Below are 16,476 nucleotides of genomic sequence, written 5' to 3'. Positions count from 1 at the left end.
CGGCTGACCTGCGGCCGCCGACCCGTGCGCTCTGGCCGCCGCTGGTGGCACGGCCTTCCCGCGCTGGACCCCGGTGCGTGCTGCGGGTGGTCTGGCTTCGCCCGCCGGGCCGGGCGGGTGTCGAGGCCCGCCGCGCCGGCTCCGCGGGAGGCATGGCTCGAACCTCGTGCCCTGGCTCTCCGGTGTCTGGTGGCTGGATCCGCGCAATCGGCTTGCCCCCTCGTGCCGGTGCCGAGGCGGCCTGCGCTGGGGCAGCCGCGCCTGGTCGATTGGCTTGTTGGTGCTGGGCCGCTCTTCCCGGTTCCGAGGCGGCCTGGCCCGGCCTCGCCCGCCGGGGCAGCCGCGCCTGGCCGAGAGGCTTGTCCGAGCTGCGCCGCTCTTCCCGATCACGCTGCGGTCGTCGCGGCCCGGCCCGCGTGCTCGGCCAGCCCACCTGGCCGCGGGTGGGGTGCCGGCCCCGCGCGTCAGGCGTTCTGGCCGTCCAGGCTCGCGTACACCGCCTGGACCAGGGCCATCTTGCGGGGATCGTCGCGGATCAGCGGCCCGAGCTGGTTGAGCGTGTAGCCGAACGAAATGCCGTTCTCCGGGTCGGCGCCGCCGGTCGAACCGCCGAGGCCGTCGTGGCCGAAGGCCGTCGGGTTCGGGCCGAAGCCGTGGGCGTCGCTGCCCAGGTAGAAGCCCAGGCCCCACTCGTTCGGCAGGCCCAGGACCGCGTCGATCTCCTTGCCCTGGCTCTCGCGGGCCTTCGCCAGCGCCGGCGCGGACAGCAGCCCGCCGGTGGCCAGTGCGCCGTAGATCGTCGCGATCGCGCGGGCCGTGCCGTGGCCGTTCAGCGCCGGCATGACCGCTCGGCGGAAGGCCGGCTCGTTCGCGTCGTGGCCGGACAGGCGCGGGTTGGCCAGCGCGGCCTGCGCGACCGGCCCGGCGCTCGCGAACGCGGCGGCCAGCGCGTTCGCCACCTCCTCGGTCAGCACCGGATCCACGAGGGTCGCGCACCGGGCCAGGTCGGCGTCGTCGGCCAGGCCGATCGAGAAGTCGGCGCCGAGCGGGGTGGCGACCTGCTCGGCGAAGAACTCCCGGATGCCCTGCCCGGCGACCCGGCGCACGACCTCGCCGACGAGCCACCCGTACGCCAGCGCGTGGTAGCCGCCCGCGGAACCGGGCTCGCAGAGCGGTTCCTGGGCCGCCAGCAGCGACGTCATCAGGTCCCAGTCGTACAGCTCGTCGACCCGGACGGGCCGGTCGAGGCCGATGCCGGGCACGCCGGAGCGGTGCGAGAGCAGCCACCGCACCGGCACCTCGGCCTTGCCCGCCGCGGCGAACTCCGGCCAGTACTTCGCGACCGGGGCGTCGATGTCCAGCTCGCCGGCGTCGGCGAGCCGGTGCGCGCAGAGCGCGGTCATGCCCTTGGTCGTCGACCACACGTTGGCGAGCGTGTCCGGCCGCCAGGGTGCGTCGCGCTCCGGCCCGGTCCAGCCGCCCCACAGGTCGGCCACGACCTCGCCGTGCCGGGTGGCGGTGAACGCCGCGCCCAGCTCGCCGCGGGAGCGGAAGTTCTCCTCGAAGGCCTCGCGCACCGGTTCGAAACCGGGCGCGCACTCGCCGTGCACGGTCGCCGTGGCGCTGTCCATCGGACCTCCTCGGGGCGCGACCGATCCACACCGACCAGTCGGTATGTCGAAGCTAAAGCGGCCGGGCACGCCCGTCAAGACGTGCCCGGCCGGTGCTTTTTCACGGACTGGGGCGGACGTCCGGGCTAGCGCAGCCGGGGGACGATCGCGCTGTACTTCTCCAGCAGGGCCGCGTTCGCCTCGTCGCCGCCCTCCACATTGGAGCTGCGCCACAGCGGGACGTCGAGACCCTCGGCCGCGCCGCGGTCGTAGACCTGCGCGAGCACCAGGTTCCACAGGAACGCGTTGACCACAGTGGACAGCGGCGCGGTGCGCGGGGCGTCCGGCGGGTAGCTCGCGTCGCCGGGGATGACCAGCGAGTCCAGCACCACCGTGCCCTGCTCGACCAGGTTGCTCGACGACCGCTTCGGCGCCGCCGCCACGCACGCCCGAGACGTCACCGCGATGACCGCCGCGCCGCGCTCGCGCGCTTCGATGCACAGCTCGACCGGGTACGGGTTCGAGCCGGACGTCGAGAAGACCACCAGCACGTCGGCCGGGCCCGGGGCGCGCTCGGCCAGCACCTCCGCGGCCAGCCCGGTGCGCCGCTCGGTCTGCGTGCTGCTCACCGCGCCGTGCAGCGGCAGCAGGTCCGGGTGGTAGAGCGGGTAGACGCACGCCAGCCCGCCGGCCCGGTAGAACGTCTCGGCGACGGCGGCCAGCGAGTGCCCGGCGCCCGCGGTGTAGACCAGTGCGTCGGCCCGGATCACCCCCAGGACCAGTTCCGCCGCTTCGCGCACTGCCTCGGCGTTGGCCTGCTCGACGTCCGCCAGTTGCTTGGCGACACTGCCGGAGATGTCCGTGGCGCTCACCACACCCACCCTTCCGTCGGGGATCGGGCGCCGAATCTACCGCGAAGATGGTGGTGCGCGGGGGAACAGCCGGGTGGACGATCGAGTTGACCCGAATGCGGGCGACGAGGAGGACGCGGGTGAGCGAGGCGGAACCGGCGGTGTCCGTGCGGCCGGCGCGCGGGCGGACCGAGGCGGTGGTGCTCGTGCTGCACGGCGGCGCGGAACGCGGCCTGGGCGCGGTGCCGCCCTGGAAGCTCGCCTACCTGAGGATGGTCCCGATCGCGCGCGCCCTGCACCGGGCCGGCCGGCGCCGCGGCGTCGAGGTGCGGCTGCTGCGCAACCGCCGCTACGGCTGGAACGCGCCCGCCATGCACCCCCTCGACGACGCCCGCTGGGCCCTCGAGCGGATCCGCGCCGACCACCCCGGCGTCCCGGTCGTGCTCGTCGGGCACTCCATGGGCGGCCGGGTGGCGCTGCGCGTCGCCGACGACCCCGCCGTGCGCGGGATCTGCGCGCTGGCGCCGTGGACGCCGCGCGGCGAGCCGGTCGGGGCCGTCGCCGGGCGGTCCGTGCTCATCGTGCACGGCACCCGCGACCGGATGACCAGCCCGGCGGAGTCGCACGCCTTCGCCGAACGCGCCGAGGGCGTCGCCGCCCGCGTCGCGCGGTTCGAGATCGCCAACGAGGGCCACGCGATGCTGCGCCGCTCGTCCGTGTGGACCCGGCTGACGATTGCTTTCACACTGGAAGTGCTCGCCGGGGACGTCGGTGACGAGTTGCGCGGCGCGTGGGCCGCACCGGGGCCCGAGCGGCTCCGAATACCCGTGTGAGACCGCCCCGAACAGGGCATTCGGCGAAGCGCCCTGCGGGGTGCGCGATTAAGATCGATCACCGGCGATGCCGGCCGGAGGGAGCGACCGTGACGACTTCGAGCGTTGACCGGGTATCGGCGGAGGACGTGCCTGAGGAGTCCCGCTGGCCGGGCCTGGCCAGCCCGCCGCACTCACCGGTGCGCGCGCGCATCGCCGCCGCGCTGTTCCGCCGCGCGGTCCGCCCGCTCGACGTGCGGGTGACGTTCCCGGACGGCACGGTGCTCGGCGCCGGCGGCCCGGGTTCACCCGAAATGCGGATTCTGCGCCCCGAATCCTTCTTCCACCGCCTCGGCGCCGACGCCAAGATCGGCTTCGGCGAGTCCTACATGGCCGGTGACTGGACCGCGTCCGACCTGGCCGAGGTGCTGACGCCGTTCGCCGAGCGGATGGGCACCCTGGTCCCGCCGGCGCTGCAGAAGTTCCGGCGGATCGCCGAGCGCACGCAGCCGCCGTCGGAGGAGAACAGCCTCGAAGGCGCGCGGGCCAACATCCACCGGCACTACGACCTGTCGAACGACCTGTTCGGGGCCTTCCTCGACGGGTCGATGATGTACTCCTCGGCGCTGTTCGGCCCCGGCGACGACCTCACCGCGGCCCAGCACCGCAAGATCGACAGCGTCCTCGACTACGCGGGCGTGCGCGACGGCAGCGAAGTCCTCGAAATCGGTACCGGATGGGGTGAACTCGCCATCCGCGCCGCCGACCGCGGCGCGCGCGTGACGTCACTGACCATCTCGGAAGAACAACGCGCGCTGGCGACCGAGCGGATCGCGGCGGCCGGGTTCTCCGACCGCGTCGAGGTGAAGCTGTGCGACTACCGGGAGTCGAGCGGCCAGTACGACGCCGTGGTCAGCGTCGAGATGATCGAGGCCGTCGGCGCGTCCTACTGGCCGGCGTTCTACGAGACGATCGGCGAGCGGCTGCGCCCCGGCGGGCGCTTCGGCCTGCAGGCCATCACCATGGACCACGACCGGATGCTGGCGTCGTCGCGCGCCTACACCTGGATCCACAAGTACATCTTCCCGGGCGGCATCATCCCGTCGGTGCGCTCGATCGAGGAGGGCGTCAAGGCGAACACCCGGCTCAAGCTGGCCGGGATGCGCGAGTTCGGCCAGGACTACGCGCGCACGTTACGGTTGTGGCGCGAACGGTTCCTGCACCGCTGGACCGACATCGCCGGGTTCGGGTTCGACGACGTCTTCCGCCGGATGTGGGAGTTCTACCTGGCCTATTCGGAGGCCGGGTTCCGCTCCGGGTACCTCAAGGTCCACCAGTTCGGCTACGAGGCGACCGGCGAGTAGCCCCGCGTCGCAACCCCACCCCGGTGCCGGACGTCCTCCTAGCGGACGTGTGCGGTGTACTGACGAAGACAGGTTTGTCCGGATCGGGATTGGGTGATGGCGATGACGTACCGAGGCGACGACGGCGGGCGCCGGATGCCGCCGCCCCGGCCGCCCGCCGGGCGCTCCCGGGAGCACCAGCGCGCGCAGATGATGCCGCTGCCCGGGCGCGGCCGGAGCCCGTACGACGAGCGCACCCGCCCGATGGGGGAGCCCGAGCCCCAGTACGCGCCGCCCCCGCCGCCGCGCCGCGAGCCCCCGCGCCCGGCCGACGACTACCCGCCGTCCCGCCCGCCGCGGCGGCGCCGGTGGAGCTTCGGCAAGGTCCTGGGCACGCTGGTGCTGGTCTTCGTCGTCTTCCTCGCCGGCATCTGGGTCTACCTGGAGTTCTCGATCAAGCGCGTCGACGCGCTCGCCGACTACTCCGGCCGCCCGGTCGCCGAGTCCGGCACCAACTGGCTGATCGTCGGCTCGGACAGCCGCGAAGGCCTCACGGCCGAGGACGAGGAGCGGCTGGCCACCGGCGACGTCGCCGCGGCGGGCGGCGGGCAGCGCACCGACACGATCATGGTCGCGCACATCCCGGACAACGACACGAAGCCGACGCTGCTGTCGCTGCCGCGCGACTCCCAGGTGAAGATCCCGGGCCACGGCACGAACAAGATCAACGCGGCCTTCTCCCTCGGCGGCCCGAAGCTGCTCGCGCAGACCGTCGAAGGCGCCACCGGCCTGCACCTCGACCACTACGCGGAGATCGGCTTCGGCGGCTTCGCCAAGATCGTCGATGCGATCGGCGGCGTCGACATGTGCATCGACAAGGACATGAACGACACGATGACCGGCATCAGCATCAAGGCCGGCTGCCAGTCCCTCGACGGCCGCTCCGCGCTGGGCTTCGTCCGCATGCGCCACAGCGACGCGACCCCGCGCTCGGACCTCGACCGCGTCGCCAACCAGCGCAAGTTCATCGGCGCGCTGGTCAGCCAGATCGCGAGCCCGGGCACGCTGCTCAACCCGTTCGACTTCTTCCCCCTGCTGTCCTCGGCCCCGGACGCGCTGACGATGGATTCGAGCGACCACGTCCACAACCTGGCGGGCCTGGCGATCGCGATGCGCGGCATCTCTTCGGGCGGCGTGGTGACGACGACGGTGCCGGTGACGAGCGGGTCGGCGGAGAACTGGGACAAGAACAAGTCGAAGCAGCTGTTCGACGCGCTGAAGAACGACTCGGCGGTGCCGGACAGCGTCATCGTCAATTAATTCGGGCGCGCTCGATCCTCGGCCGGGGCACCATGGGAGCCATGGAGACCCCGGCTGAGTCGTATCGCGTGGACGAATTCACCTTGGCCCGCTGGCAGTTCGCCGACGGGCCGGAGCTCACCGCGGTCGTCGGCGGGTCCCTCGCGCGCATCGGGGCGTGGATGATCTGGGCGAGTGACGGGTACTCCGCCGATGACTCCGCCGAGTTCCTGCGGCGCACCAGGGAAAACTGGGAGACCGGCGAAACCCACGACTTCGCGATCCGCGTCGGCGGTGCGATCGCGGGCGCCATCGGCACGATGGCCCGGGACGGCGGCGTCGAGATCGGCTACTGGCTCGCGGACGGCTACACCGGCCGCGGCCTGATCACCCGGGCCGCCGGTTTCCTGACGGCGGAAGCGTTCCGGCTCGGCGCGGGCTACGTCGAGATCAAGCACGACGAGCTGAACGTCCGAAGTGGAGCGGTGCCCGAGCGCCTCGGGTTCACCAAGGTGCGCGAGGAACCCGTCGAGCAGCCGCTCGCTCCGTCGTGCGCGGGCACCAACCACGTCTGGCGGAGGGAGAGGCCGTGAACTGGGGATATGTGAGCGATCGGTGGCTGTGCGAGCGCCGCGAGGTCGCGAGCCGGGCCGAGCGGCGCGGGAACCGGGCCGACGCCCACGAGTACGCGCTCCGGCGGCGCCGGCGCGACCGGCCGCGGGGGTGGCCGGCGGCCGGGGTGTGCCGGCCACCGGGCTGGCCGCCGCGCGGGTGGCGCCGCTGACCGCTCAGGACACCTTGTTCCGCTCCCGCAGCACCTTGAGCGCCTGGTCGGCGTGGACCGTGAAGTTCAGCTCACTCTTGATCTTCTCGAGCACCTTCCGGTCCTCGCCGATCACGAACGTGGCGCGTTTGGCGTGCAGCGGCAGGAGTTTCCGCCAGACGCCGAACTGCTTCGCGACTTCGCCGTCCACATCGGACAGCAGCGGGTAGTCGAAGCCGTTGGCTTCGGAGAACTGCCGCTGCTTGGTGACGCCGTCCGGGCTGATCCCGATCCGGTGCGCGCCCACCTCGGCGAACTCGGCGGCGAGGTCGCGGAAGTGGCAGCTCTCGGCGGTGCAGCCCCCGGTCATGGCGGCGGGGTAGAAGAACAGCACGACCGGCCCGGTGGCCAGGAAGTCCGACAGCGTGCGGTCGGCCCCCCGGTCATCGGGCAGGGTGAAGTCGGGGGCGAGGTCTCCGGCGTCCATGGACGTCCTTTCGTCGGCGGCACAACCATCCTGCCGGTCCTTCGGAGCCGGCCCGCCATCGGCTTGGTCGCCGGCTCAGCCCGGGTGCCGCGCGATCAGCTCGTCGACCTCGTCGCCCGTCGCCGAATCCGTCACGAACGGGCCCCTCGCCGCCAGGACGCCCAGCTGCCGCAGCCGGGCCGCCTGCTCGTGCGTGCGGACGCCCTCCGCGCCGACGCGCAGCTCCAGCTCGCGGGCGCGGGTGATCAGCTGGGTCAGGTGGCGGACGTCCGCTTCCGCCGGCTCCGGGGCGTCGAGCGCGTCGATCACCGGGCCGGACAGGATCACGTGGCGGATCGGGAGGTCGTGCTGGGGGATCAGCTCCAGGTCCGCCGAGCCCGAAATCGTCAGGACCAGCTGGGCGCCGAGGTCGGACAGCACCGCGAACGACTCCAGGACCTCGCCGCCCGGGTCGAGGACCGAGTCGCGGTCGGTGCACAGGCGCAGGGCCTTCGCCGGCAGCTCGTGCTTGTCCAGCTGCTCCTTCACCAGCAGGACCAGGTCCGGGTCGATGGCCAGGCGCGCCGGGAGGCGGACGCAGACGTCGGGCGCCGCCTCGCCGAAGCGGGTGCGCCAGCGGGCCGTCGCCGCCAGGGACTCGGCCAGGAGCCAGCGGCCGAGCGGCACCGTCATGCCCGTCGTCTGGGCCAGCGGGTAGAACTCGTCGGAGCTCAGCTCGCCCTTCTCCGGGTGGTTCCACCGCAGCCCGGCGTTGACGGCGGCCAGCTCGGCCGGGCGGGCGAGCCGGACCGTCGGCTGGTAGACGAGCGAGAACTCGCCGTTCTCCAGCGCGCCCGCGATCACCGCACCGAGCTGGTAGCGGCCGCGGTCGCGGGCGTCCAGCTCCGGGTCGAACAGCATCCACTGCGCCTTGCCGGCCTCCTTGGCGCGGTGCAGCGCGATTTCCGCCGCCCGCAGCAGCTCCGCCGCGCCGCCCTCGACGGCCGCGCGCACCACGATGCCCGCGCTCGCGCTGACGCCGATGCCGTGCCCGCCCAGGTAGATCGGCTCGTTGAGGTCCTCCAGCGCGCGCTCGACCAGCTCGACGACCTCGGTGGCCGAGAGCTCGCCGCGCAGCAGCACCGCGAAGCCGTCGCCGGACAGCCGCGCGACGAAGCCGTCGTGGTGGCCGGTGAAGACCGCCGACAGCTTGCCCGCCACCCCGCGCAGCACCTGGTCGCCGACGCCGGCGCCGAGGCCGTCGTTGATCACCTTGAAGCCGTCGACGTCGAGGTAGATCAGCGCGATGTCGTCGTGCGCGCCGGCGCCGAGCGCCGCTTCCAGCGTGGTGGTGAACGACGACGCGTTCGGCAGCCCGGTCAGCGGGTCGTGCACGTTCTGGTGCAGCAGCCGTTCCTGCAGCAGGTGCAGCTCGTTCGCGTCGGAGACCATCAGCACCGGGTACACCGACCCCGGCCGGTCGCCGGGCAGCCGGGCGAGCGTGACGTCGGTCCAGAGCTGCCCGTCCTCGGCGTGGTCGAGCAGCATCCGCTCCTGGTACCGCTCGCGCGCGGTGCGCACGTGCTCGAGCCCGGCCTTGAGCCGCGAGACGTCGTGGTCGGTCGAGCCGAGGTCGGTGAGGTGCTTGCCGCGCAGCTTCTCCGGCGAGCAGCCGAGCAGCTGGCCGAGCGCGAGGTTGGCCTCCACGATGTCGCCGTCCGGGTCGGCCAGCGCGATCCCCATCGGTGACGCGGCGTAGAGCGCGGAGAACCGCTGCAGCGCGCCGTCGTGGCGCGAGCCGGCGTGGTCGGCCGCCTCGGTCGCGACCTCGAGCAGGAGGGGTTCGAGCTCCTCCGGGGGAAGTGTTACTCCTTTGGTGTCGGCCAACGTCGCCGCCCACCGGCGGGCCACGTCCAGCAGTCCTGGCGCGGCTCCGGGTTCAGGCACACTCCACCTCTTCACGCACAGGTCAGGCCAGTTCAGACGGGGTGTCGGCGGGCATGGGGAAACACTGGGTACCCCTCGCCCGCGACCGATGCCACGCCATCATGCGGGTCACGGGGTGTCTACCGGCTGAACGAGTGAACGAGTGTCCACATGAGGTGACATCTTGTCACGGCCTGTATGCCGTGGTAGACGGCGGCCGCGTCAGCGAGGCGTCAGCCGGACCGGCAGACCGTCGGCCGGGACCGGCAACGAGACGTAATCCCACTTCGCGGTGTAACTCTCCGGAACCGACCAGCGGTAGGCGCGCAGCATTTCGTGCATCAGCAACTTCACCTCGAGCCCGCCGAAGTGGAGCCCGATGCACTTGTGCGCGCCGCCGCCGAAGGGCATCCACGCCATCCGGTGCGACTTGTCCTCGCGGCGCGGCTCGGCGAACCGCTCGGGGTCGAACGCGAAGGGGTTCGTCCAGCACTCCGGCGTGAAGTGGTTGATCGTGGGCGAGACGCCGACCAGCGTGCCCGCCGGGATGTAGTGCCCGAGCACCTCGGTGTCCTTGACGGTCTGGCGGGTCAGCGACGGCACCGGCGCGACCAGCCGCAGCGCCTCCTTCATGACCAGGTCGAGCGTCTCCAGCTTGTCGACGGCGTCGATGTCGAGGACGTCGTCGCCCAGCGCGAGCGACTCCGCGCGGGCGCGCTCCTGCCACTCCGGGTGCTTGGCCAGGTAGTACGCCATGGCGCTGCTGGTGATGGTCGTCGTGTCGTGCGCGGCCATCATCAGGAAGATCATGTGGTTGACGATGTCGGTGTCGCTGAACCGGTCGCCGTCCTCGGTGGTGGCGTGGCAGAGCGCGGAGAACAGGTCGTCGCCGTCGGAAGCCCGCTTGGCCGGGAGGTTCTCGCCGAAGTAGCGCTCGAGGATGCGCCGCCCGTGCAGGCCGGCCGCCCAGCGCCCGCCCGGCACCGGGAAGCGCACGAACGCGGTGCCGGCGCGCACGGAGTCGACGAACGCGCGGTTGATCCGGTGCGCGTCGGCGCCGCTGCGCATGCCCATGAACACGCGCGTCGCGACGTCGAGGGTCAGCTGCTTGAGCGACCAGTACAGCCGCGGCCGCCCGTTCGACTCCCAGCTCGCGACGCCTTCGCGCAGCGCGGGGCCCATCTCGTTGACGTAGCCGGTCAGCCGCTGCCGGGTGAACGCCTCCTGCATGATCCGGCGGTGCAGGTGGTGCTCGCCGAAGTCCATCAGCATCAGGCCGCGCTCGAAGAACTTCTCGATGAAGAACTTCCAGCCCTCCTGCGAGAACGCCTTGTCCTTGTTGACGAGCGCGATCTGCGTGGCTTCCGGCCCGGACAGCGCGACGATCCGCCGCCCGAAGCCGGCGGTCCACGACACCGGGCCGTAGAGCTCGTGGCGGCGGAGGCCGAACGCGGGGCCGAAGCGCATCATCTCGAGCATGTGCCCGACCACCGGCGGGCCTTCGTCGCCGAGCACGGGCTTGAGGCCGCTGCCCGCGGGCGGTGCCGCGAGTTCCTTGACCGGCCAGCGCGACAGCAGCCAGCGCTCGTCGACCCCGCGGGGGAGGGGGAGCGCCGTCAAGGGCGGCACGCGTTCACGCAGTGCTTCGGCGGCTCGGCTCACGGTGCCCGGCAAAGTGACCATCTCCCCGCTGAGATCGGCTACCCCTCCACGATGCACCCTTGTTGACGGTCTGACAACACCTGGATCGCCGTCTTTTCGGGTGGTCGGTGCTTCCGGAACCCGCTCGGGTTGACCCCGCGGACGCGCTTGAAGGCGGCGCTGAACGCGAAGGGGTCGGCGTACCCGACTTCGCGCGCGACCGTCGCCACGCTGGCGCCGTCGAGGAGGCGGTCGGCGGCGAGCGTCATCCGGCGGCGGGTGAGGTAGGTCAGCGGCGGTTCGCCCACGAGGTCGGCGAAGCGCTTGGCCAGCGTCGACCGCGACACGCCGGCCCGGCCGGCCAGCGCGCCCACCGTCCACGGCGCCGCGGGCTCGTCGTGCAGCAGCCGCAGCGCGTGGCCGACGACGGGGTCGCGCTGGGCGGTCCACCAGGCCGGGGGCTCGCCGCCGGGCCGGTCGAACCACTCGCGCAGCGTGCAGACGAGCATCCAGTCGAGCAGCCGGTCGAGGACGACCTGCTGCCCCGGCGTGTCGGCGGCGACTTCGGCGGCGAGGTGGTCGAGCACGGCGTCCCCGGTGCCCCCGCCGGCCACGCGCAGCACGACGGGCAGGGCGTCCAGCAGCGGGCGGCTGAGCTCCCCGCCGACGGGGTAGGCCCCGACGATCAGGGTCGTGGCGCCGGTCCCGGGGTCGTACCACCCCCGCCGGTGCCGGGTCCCGCCCTGGTCCGGTTCGGCGCAGAATTCCCCGCAGGCAACGGTTTCGGCGCGGGTGCCGGGGTCATCGACGAACCGGAAGGTCCCGGGCCCGCGCACGACGACGGTCTCGTAGGCACGCAGCGGCACCGGCGGGCCGTCTTCGGGCACGATCCAGCCCGCGCCGTCGAGGACGGTGCAGAGGGTGAGCGGCGCCCCGTCGACGAAGTGCAGCGACCAGGGCGGGGAGAGGGCGGAGCTGCCGAAGAGCGAGCCGTGCGCCCGCACGTCGCGGAAGAGGTCACCCAGAACGTCCATGCTTGGACGATCGCACAGGTAGTCCGGTTTTTCACCCATGGGATCGTCCGAGCCGGGCGGGTTGAATCAGGGGCATGGACACCTTGACCCCTTCGGACCTCGAGTTCCTCGACCGCCCGCTGCACGGTTTTCTGACGGTGGCGGGAGGACAGCCGCGCCCGGTCTGGTTCGAGGCCACGGCGGAGGGCACGCTGCAGTTGTTTTCGGAGCCGGACGCGCCCAAGGTCCGCCGCCTCCACCGCGACCCGCACGCGTCGATCGTGGTGGCGGCCCCGGTGGGCGAGCGCGAACGCTGGATTTCGGTCTCGGGCGGGGTTTCGTTCGAGACCGACGGCGCCCACGACCTCGCGGAGCGCCTGGCGGCCCGCTACTGGGACCTGTCCGACCCTGCCCGGGCGGCGGACCTGAAGGAGATCCTGGCCGCGGAGCAGCTCCGGCTGGTGCTGCACCCGGAGCAGGTGCGCCGCTACGAGTACTGACCCCGGAAGGGCCGAAATCGCGGTTTTCGGGAGCTGTTCCCACGTTTCTTCCCACGCGGAGCCGTTCCGGCCCGGCCGGCGGAGACCGCACCCCGTCGCGTCGCGGGTCGCAGGAGCTTTCTCCGCCGGGCCGCGTGGGAAATGTTCCCCGACCGGCTCCGCGGCCAGGCGACCGCCCGAGCCCCTGACCTGCGGCTGGCCCGTCCACCGCGGGGTCCGGCTCACGACCTGCCCGTAAGCCACCTTGAGGAACGCGAAGTCCGCCGCGGTCTTCCAGGCGGCTCCGGACCTCTGGGCACTGGTTCGGCGACGCCCGCGCAAGGCCTGGTCGAGCGCGGCCGTCTCGGGTGGCTGGCTCAGCCGCGTGCGGCGGCCGAGTCTTGTGTGGTCGCGGCCGAGGGCCAGATCGGACGGCTCAGCCGCGGTCCTCCAGACGGGCTCGGACCGCCGCCGAGCAGGCGCCGACCGCCGCGGCCTGGGTTCCGTGGGCCGAAAGCGGTGAAGGCCACCTTGAGGAACCCGAAGTTCCCCAAGGTGGCATCCACGGCTTCCGGCACCGGGAACTGTCGGACCCCGCGGCTAAACTGGAGACCGGGGGGCGCAGCCCGTCACGCCAGCTCCGCCCGCACCTCCGCCGCCGCGGTGACCAGGTTGCGCAGGGCCGGTTCCACCTCCGCGTAGCCGCGTGTCTTCAGGCCGCAGTCCGGGTTCACCCACACCCGCGAAGCCGGCACCGCGCCCACCGCCGTCCGCAGCGACTCCGCCACCTCGGACACCGGTGGCACCCGCGGCGAGTGGATGTCGTACACCCCCGGGCCCACGCCGCGGGCGAAGCCGGCCGTGGCGAGGTCGGCCAGCACCTCCATCTTCGAGCGGGCCGCCTCGATCGACGTGACGTCCGCGTCCAGCGCGTCGATCGCCGGCAGGACCTCGCCGAACTCCGAATAGCACATGTGGGTGTGGATCTGGGTCGTGTCGGCGATCCCCGACGTCGCCAGCCGGAACGCCGAAACCGCCCACCCGAAGTACTCCGCGTGCGCGGAACGCCGCAGCGGCAGCAGTTCCCGCAGCGCCGGCTCGTCGACCTGGACGATCCGGATGCCCGCCGCCTCCAGGTCGCGGACCTCGTCGCGGATCGCCAGCGCCACTTGCCTTGCGGTCTCGGCCAGTGGCTGGTCGTCGCGGACGAACGACCACGCCAGGATCGTCACCGGGCCGGTCAGCATCCCCTTGACCGGCTTGCGCGTCAGGCCCTGCGCGTACCGGGCCCACGCCACGGTCATCGGCGCCGGCCGCGAGACGTCGCCGTAGAGGATCGGCGGGCGGACGCAGCGCGAGCCGTACGACTGCACCCAGCCGTGCGCCGTCGCGGCGAACCCGCCCAGCTGCTCGGCGAAGTACTGCACCATGTCGTTGCGCTCCGGCTCGCCGTGCACCAGCACGTCCAGCCCGAGCTCCTCCTGCAGCCGGACGACCCGCTCGACTTCGTGGCGCATCGCGGCGTCGTAACCGGCGTCGTCGAGCGTCCCGGCCCGGTGCGCCGCCCGCGCCCGGCGCACCTCGGCGGTCTGCGGGAACGAGCCGATCGTCGTGGTCGGCAGCGGCGGCAGCCCGAGCGCGGCCTGCTGGGTGGCGGCGCGCTGCTCGTAAGGCGCCCGGACGTCCTCCTCGAGCGCGGCCAGCCGGGCCCGGACGCCCGGATCGGCCAGCTCGGCCGCCGAAGCCCGGTCCGCGACCGCCGCCCGTGCCGCGGCCAGGTCCGGCGAGCCGCCCCGCAGCGCGCGCCCGAGCAGCACGACCTCGTCGACCTTCTGCCGCGCGAACGCGAGCCAGCTCTTCAGCCGCGGGTGCAGGTCTTCGCGCGAGACGTCGTAGGGCACGTGCAGCAGCGAGCACGACGTCGAGACGCTCACGGACTTCGCGACGCCGAGCAGCGTCGCGGCCTTGCTCAGCGCCCGGTGCGGGTCGGTCCGCCAGACGTTGCGCCCATCGACGACCCCGGCCACGACCTCCTTGTCCCGCAAGGCGGGCTCGGCCGCGACAGCGTCCACAAAGGACTCATCGCTGACGAGGTCGACGGCCAGCGCGTCGATGGGCGCGCGGGCCAGCACGCCGAGCCCGCGGCCCAGTCCGCCGAAGTAGCCGGCCACCAGCAGCTTCGGCCGGGCCGTCGCCTTCCCGAGCCAGTGGTACGCGCGGATCAGCGCGTTCAGCTCGGCCTCGGTGCGGTCGGCGGCGAACGCGGGTTCGTCGAGCTGGACCCACTCCGCGCCCTCGTCGTGCAGCTTCGCGAGCAGGTCGGCGTAGCGGGGGAGCAGCGCGTCGAGCAGTTCCAGCGGGGCGAACCCGCCGGTTCCCTTGCTCAGCAGCAGGAACGTGACCGGGCCGACGAGCACCGGCCGCGTCTCGATCCCGAGGGCGCGGGCCTCCCGGTACTCGTCGAGGGGTTTGGTGCCGGCGAGCGTGAACTCGGTGTCCGGGCCCAGTTCGGGGACGAGGTAGTGGTAGTTCGTGTCGAACCACTTCGTCATTTCCAGCGCCGGCGCGTCCTGCACACCCCGCGCCGCGGCGAAGTAGGTGTCGAGCGGCGAAAGCCCCGGCCGGGCGGGCAGCGCACCGAACAGTTCGGCGGTGTCGAGCACGTGGTCGTAGTGCGAGAACGTGTTGGACGGGATCGAGTCCAGCCCGGCGTCGCGCAGTTCGCGCCAGGTGCGTTCGCGCAGGTCCCGGCCGGTGGCGAGCAACGCGGCCGCGTCGATCCCGCCCGCCCAGTAGCGCTCGAGGGCGCGTTTGAGCTCCCGGTCCGGGCCGATCCGGGGGTAGCCGAGCACAGTGGTGCCGATGGTCACAGCTCTCTCCTCGCGAGCTAGTCCGAAGAGCCCGGACGCGCGCGAAGGCGAGCGTTTCGGTCGTGCCCATCCCGCGAGGCCCGGACTCGCGCACGCCGTCGGCGTCCGCACCACGGGCAGGTCTTCGGACTCGTGGGCGCACTGCGCAGTCCTACCGGCCGTCGCTTCCCAAGCTCACGCTCAGTGCTTCATGACGGCTTTCGTTCCCACTCACCGCTGCGGGGCAGTCCCGGATTCGCACCGGGTTCCCTGTTGCCTCCCCCACGACGCAGCTCGGCCACGCCCTGGGGGAACCAGTGGCGTGGCCGAGCCTAGCGGGAGAGGTCAGTCCCAGTCGAGAGCGCCGCCCGACTGGTACTCGATGACGCGGGTCTCGAAGAAGTTCTTCTCCTTCTTCAGGTCCATCGCCTCGGACATCCACGGGAACGGGTTCTCGGTCTCACCGAAGATCGGGGCGAGCCCGATCTGCTGCGCGCGGCGGTCGGTGATGAAGTGCATGTACTGCTCGCACAGCTGCGCCGACAGGCCGAGCATGCCGCGCGGCATCGTGTCGCGGGCGTACTTGACCTCGAGCTCGCACGCCTCCTTCAGCATGCCGCGGATCTCTTCCTGGAACTCGGGGGTCCACAGGTGCGGGTTCTCGATCTTGATCTGGTTGATGCAGTCGATGCCGAAGTTCAGGTGGATCGACTCGTCGCGCAGGATGTACTGGTACTGCTCGGCGATGCCGACCATCTTGTTGCGGCGGCCCAGCGACAGGATCTGCGCGAAACCGGTGTAGAACCACATGCCCTCGAAGATCACGTAGAACGCCACGAGGTCACGCAGGAACGCCGTGTCGGCCTCCGGCGTGCCGGTCTCGAAGTCCGGGTCCTCGAGGTGCTGCGTGTACTTCAGCGCCCACGCGTCCTTGTCCGAAATGGACGGGACTTCGCGGTACATGTTGAACAGCTCGCCCTCGACCAGGCCGAGGCTTTCGCAGATGTACTGGAAGGTGTGCGTGTGCACGGCTTCCTCGAACGCCTGGCGCAGCAGGTACTGGCGGCACTCGGGGTTGGTGATCTGGCGGTACACCGCGAGCACGATGTTGTTGGCCACCAGGGACTCCGCGGTCGCGAAGAAGCCCAGGTTGCGCTTGAGCATCTGCCGCTCGTCCTCGGTGAGGCCGTCCTTCGACTTCCACAGCGCGATGTCCGCCTGCATGGCGACCTCGGTCGGCATCCAGTGGTTGTTGCAGCCGGCCAGGTACTTCTCCCAGGCCCACGTGTACTTCATCGGCAGCAGCTGGTTGACGTCGGCGCGCGCGTTGATCATGCGCTTGTCGTCGACGTTGATCCGGGCGGCGCCGACCTCGATCTCCCCGAGGCCGGTGGCGCCCGTCGTCTCCACGTTGGTCATGTTCT

General features: G+C 72.1%; 14 protein-coding genes and 1 riboswitch. Of the genes, 6 read left to right on the top strand and 8 right to left on the bottom strand.

Going from position 1 to position 16,476, the window contains the following annotated elements; all coding sequences use genetic code 11:
* Positions 1-464 precede the first annotated feature (464 nt).
* Both AB0B33_RS18955 and AB0B33_RS18950 read right to left on the bottom strand, forming a co-directional pair.
* Positions 465-1,631 carry a serine hydrolase domain-containing protein gene (locus AB0B33_RS18955; RefSeq protein ID WP_360773211.1) on the bottom strand — a complete coding sequence of 389 codons (1,167 nt, stop codon included), beginning with the start codon at positions 1,629-1,631 and terminating at the stop codon, positions 465-467.
* A 125-nt stretch (positions 1,632-1,756) separates the two neighbouring features.
* Positions 1,757-2,485 carry an SIS domain-containing protein gene (locus AB0B33_RS18950; RefSeq protein ID WP_247011416.1) on the bottom strand — a complete coding sequence of 243 codons (729 nt, stop codon included), beginning with the start codon at positions 2,483-2,485 and terminating at the stop codon, positions 1,757-1,759.
* Between the two features lie 116 nt (positions 2,486-2,601).
* Between AB0B33_RS18950 and AB0B33_RS18945 the strand changes: the two genes are divergently transcribed.
* The 5 genes from AB0B33_RS18945 to AB0B33_RS18925 all read left to right on the top strand — a co-directional run bounded on the left by AB0B33_RS18945 (position 2,602) and on the right by AB0B33_RS18925 (position 6,699).
* Complete coding sequence (locus AB0B33_RS18945; RefSeq protein ID WP_247011415.1) at positions 2,602-3,294, top strand: alpha/beta fold hydrolase; 693 nt, start codon at positions 2,602-2,604, stop codon at positions 3,292-3,294.
* Between the two features lie 89 nt (positions 3,295-3,383).
* Positions 3,384-4,637 (top strand): cyclopropane-fatty-acyl-phospholipid synthase family protein, encoded by a 1,254-nt coding sequence (locus AB0B33_RS18940; RefSeq protein WP_360773206.1) that lies wholly within the window; start codon positions 3,384-3,386, stop codon positions 4,635-4,637.
* 96 nt (positions 4,638-4,733) lie between these two features.
* Positions 4,734-5,936 carry an LCP family protein gene (locus AB0B33_RS18935; protein WP_247011413.1) on the top strand — a complete coding sequence of 401 codons (1,203 nt, stop codon included), beginning with the start codon at positions 4,734-4,736 and terminating at the stop codon, positions 5,934-5,936.
* 41 nt (positions 5,937-5,977) lie between these two features.
* On the top strand, positions 5,978-6,508 hold the full coding sequence (locus AB0B33_RS18930) for a GNAT family N-acetyltransferase (protein WP_360773203.1): 531 nt from the start codon (positions 5,978-5,980) through the stop codon (positions 6,506-6,508).
* Positions 6,505-6,699 carry a hypothetical protein gene (locus tag AB0B33_RS18925; RefSeq protein WP_360773200.1) on the top strand — a complete coding sequence of 65 codons (195 nt, stop codon included), beginning with the start codon at positions 6,505-6,507 and terminating at the stop codon, positions 6,697-6,699. The genes AB0B33_RS18930 and AB0B33_RS18925 overlap by 4 nt, the downstream gene beginning before the upstream one ends.
* A 4-nt stretch (positions 6,700-6,703) precedes the next feature.
* On the opposite strand, the gene AB0B33_RS18920 is transcribed toward AB0B33_RS18925, so the two are convergent.
* From AB0B33_RS18920 to AB0B33_RS18905, 4 genes are all read right to left on the bottom strand, one after another.
* Positions 6,704-7,165: a peroxiredoxin gene (locus tag AB0B33_RS18920; protein WP_247011409.1), complete on the bottom strand. Its 462-nt coding sequence runs from the start codon at positions 7,163-7,165 to the stop codon at positions 6,704-6,706.
* 75 nt (positions 7,166-7,240) lie between these two features.
* The gene (locus tag AB0B33_RS18915) at positions 7,241-9,055 is read right to left on the bottom strand and encodes a diguanylate cyclase (protein ID WP_360773545.1); all 1,815 of its coding nucleotides are present in this window, start codon (positions 9,053-9,055) and stop codon (positions 7,241-7,243) included.
* A gap of 237 nt (positions 9,056-9,292) precedes the next feature.
* Positions 9,293-10,753, bottom strand: a complete 1,461-nt coding sequence (locus AB0B33_RS18910; RefSeq protein WP_360773196.1) for a cytochrome P450 — start codon at positions 10,751-10,753, stop codon at positions 9,293-9,295.
* Positions 10,754-10,770: 17 nt separating this feature from the next.
* On the bottom strand, positions 10,771-11,745 hold the full coding sequence (locus AB0B33_RS18905) for an AraC family transcriptional regulator (protein ID WP_360773193.1): 975 nt from the start codon (positions 11,743-11,745) through the stop codon (positions 10,771-10,773).
* 74 nt (positions 11,746-11,819) lie between these two features.
* Here AB0B33_RS18905 and AB0B33_RS18900 point away from each other — a divergent pair, with 74 nt between their 5' ends.
* On the top strand, positions 11,820-12,224 hold the full coding sequence (locus AB0B33_RS18900) for a pyridoxamine 5'-phosphate oxidase family protein (protein ID WP_360773190.1): 405 nt from the start codon (positions 11,820-11,822) through the stop codon (positions 12,222-12,224).
* A gap of 608 nt (positions 12,225-12,832) precedes the next feature.
* On the opposite strand, the gene metE is transcribed toward AB0B33_RS18900, so the two are convergent.
* Positions 12,833-15,073, bottom strand: coding sequence for a 5-methyltetrahydropteroyltriglutamate--homocysteine S-methyltransferase (gene metE / locus AB0B33_RS18895; RefSeq protein ID WP_360773187.1), 2,241 nt, complete (start codon positions 15,071-15,073; stop codon positions 12,833-12,835).
* A gap of 97 nt (positions 15,074-15,170) precedes the next feature.
* Positions 15,171-15,386, bottom strand: a riboswitch (cobalamin riboswitch).
* 11 nt (positions 15,387-15,397) lie between these two features.
* Positions 15,398-16,471, bottom strand: a complete 1,074-nt coding sequence (locus tag AB0B33_RS18890; protein WP_247011401.1) for a ribonucleotide-diphosphate reductase subunit beta — start codon at positions 16,469-16,471, stop codon at positions 15,398-15,400.
* Positions 16,472-16,476 lie beyond the last annotated feature (5 nt).

Source organism: Amycolatopsis sp. NPDC049159, assembly GCF_040648295.1.
GTDB classification, from domain to species: domain Bacteria; phylum Actinomycetota; class Actinomycetes; order Mycobacteriales; family Pseudonocardiaceae; genus Amycolatopsis; species Amycolatopsis pretoriensis_A.
This window is presented reverse-complemented; position numbering and strand designations above follow the sequence as displayed.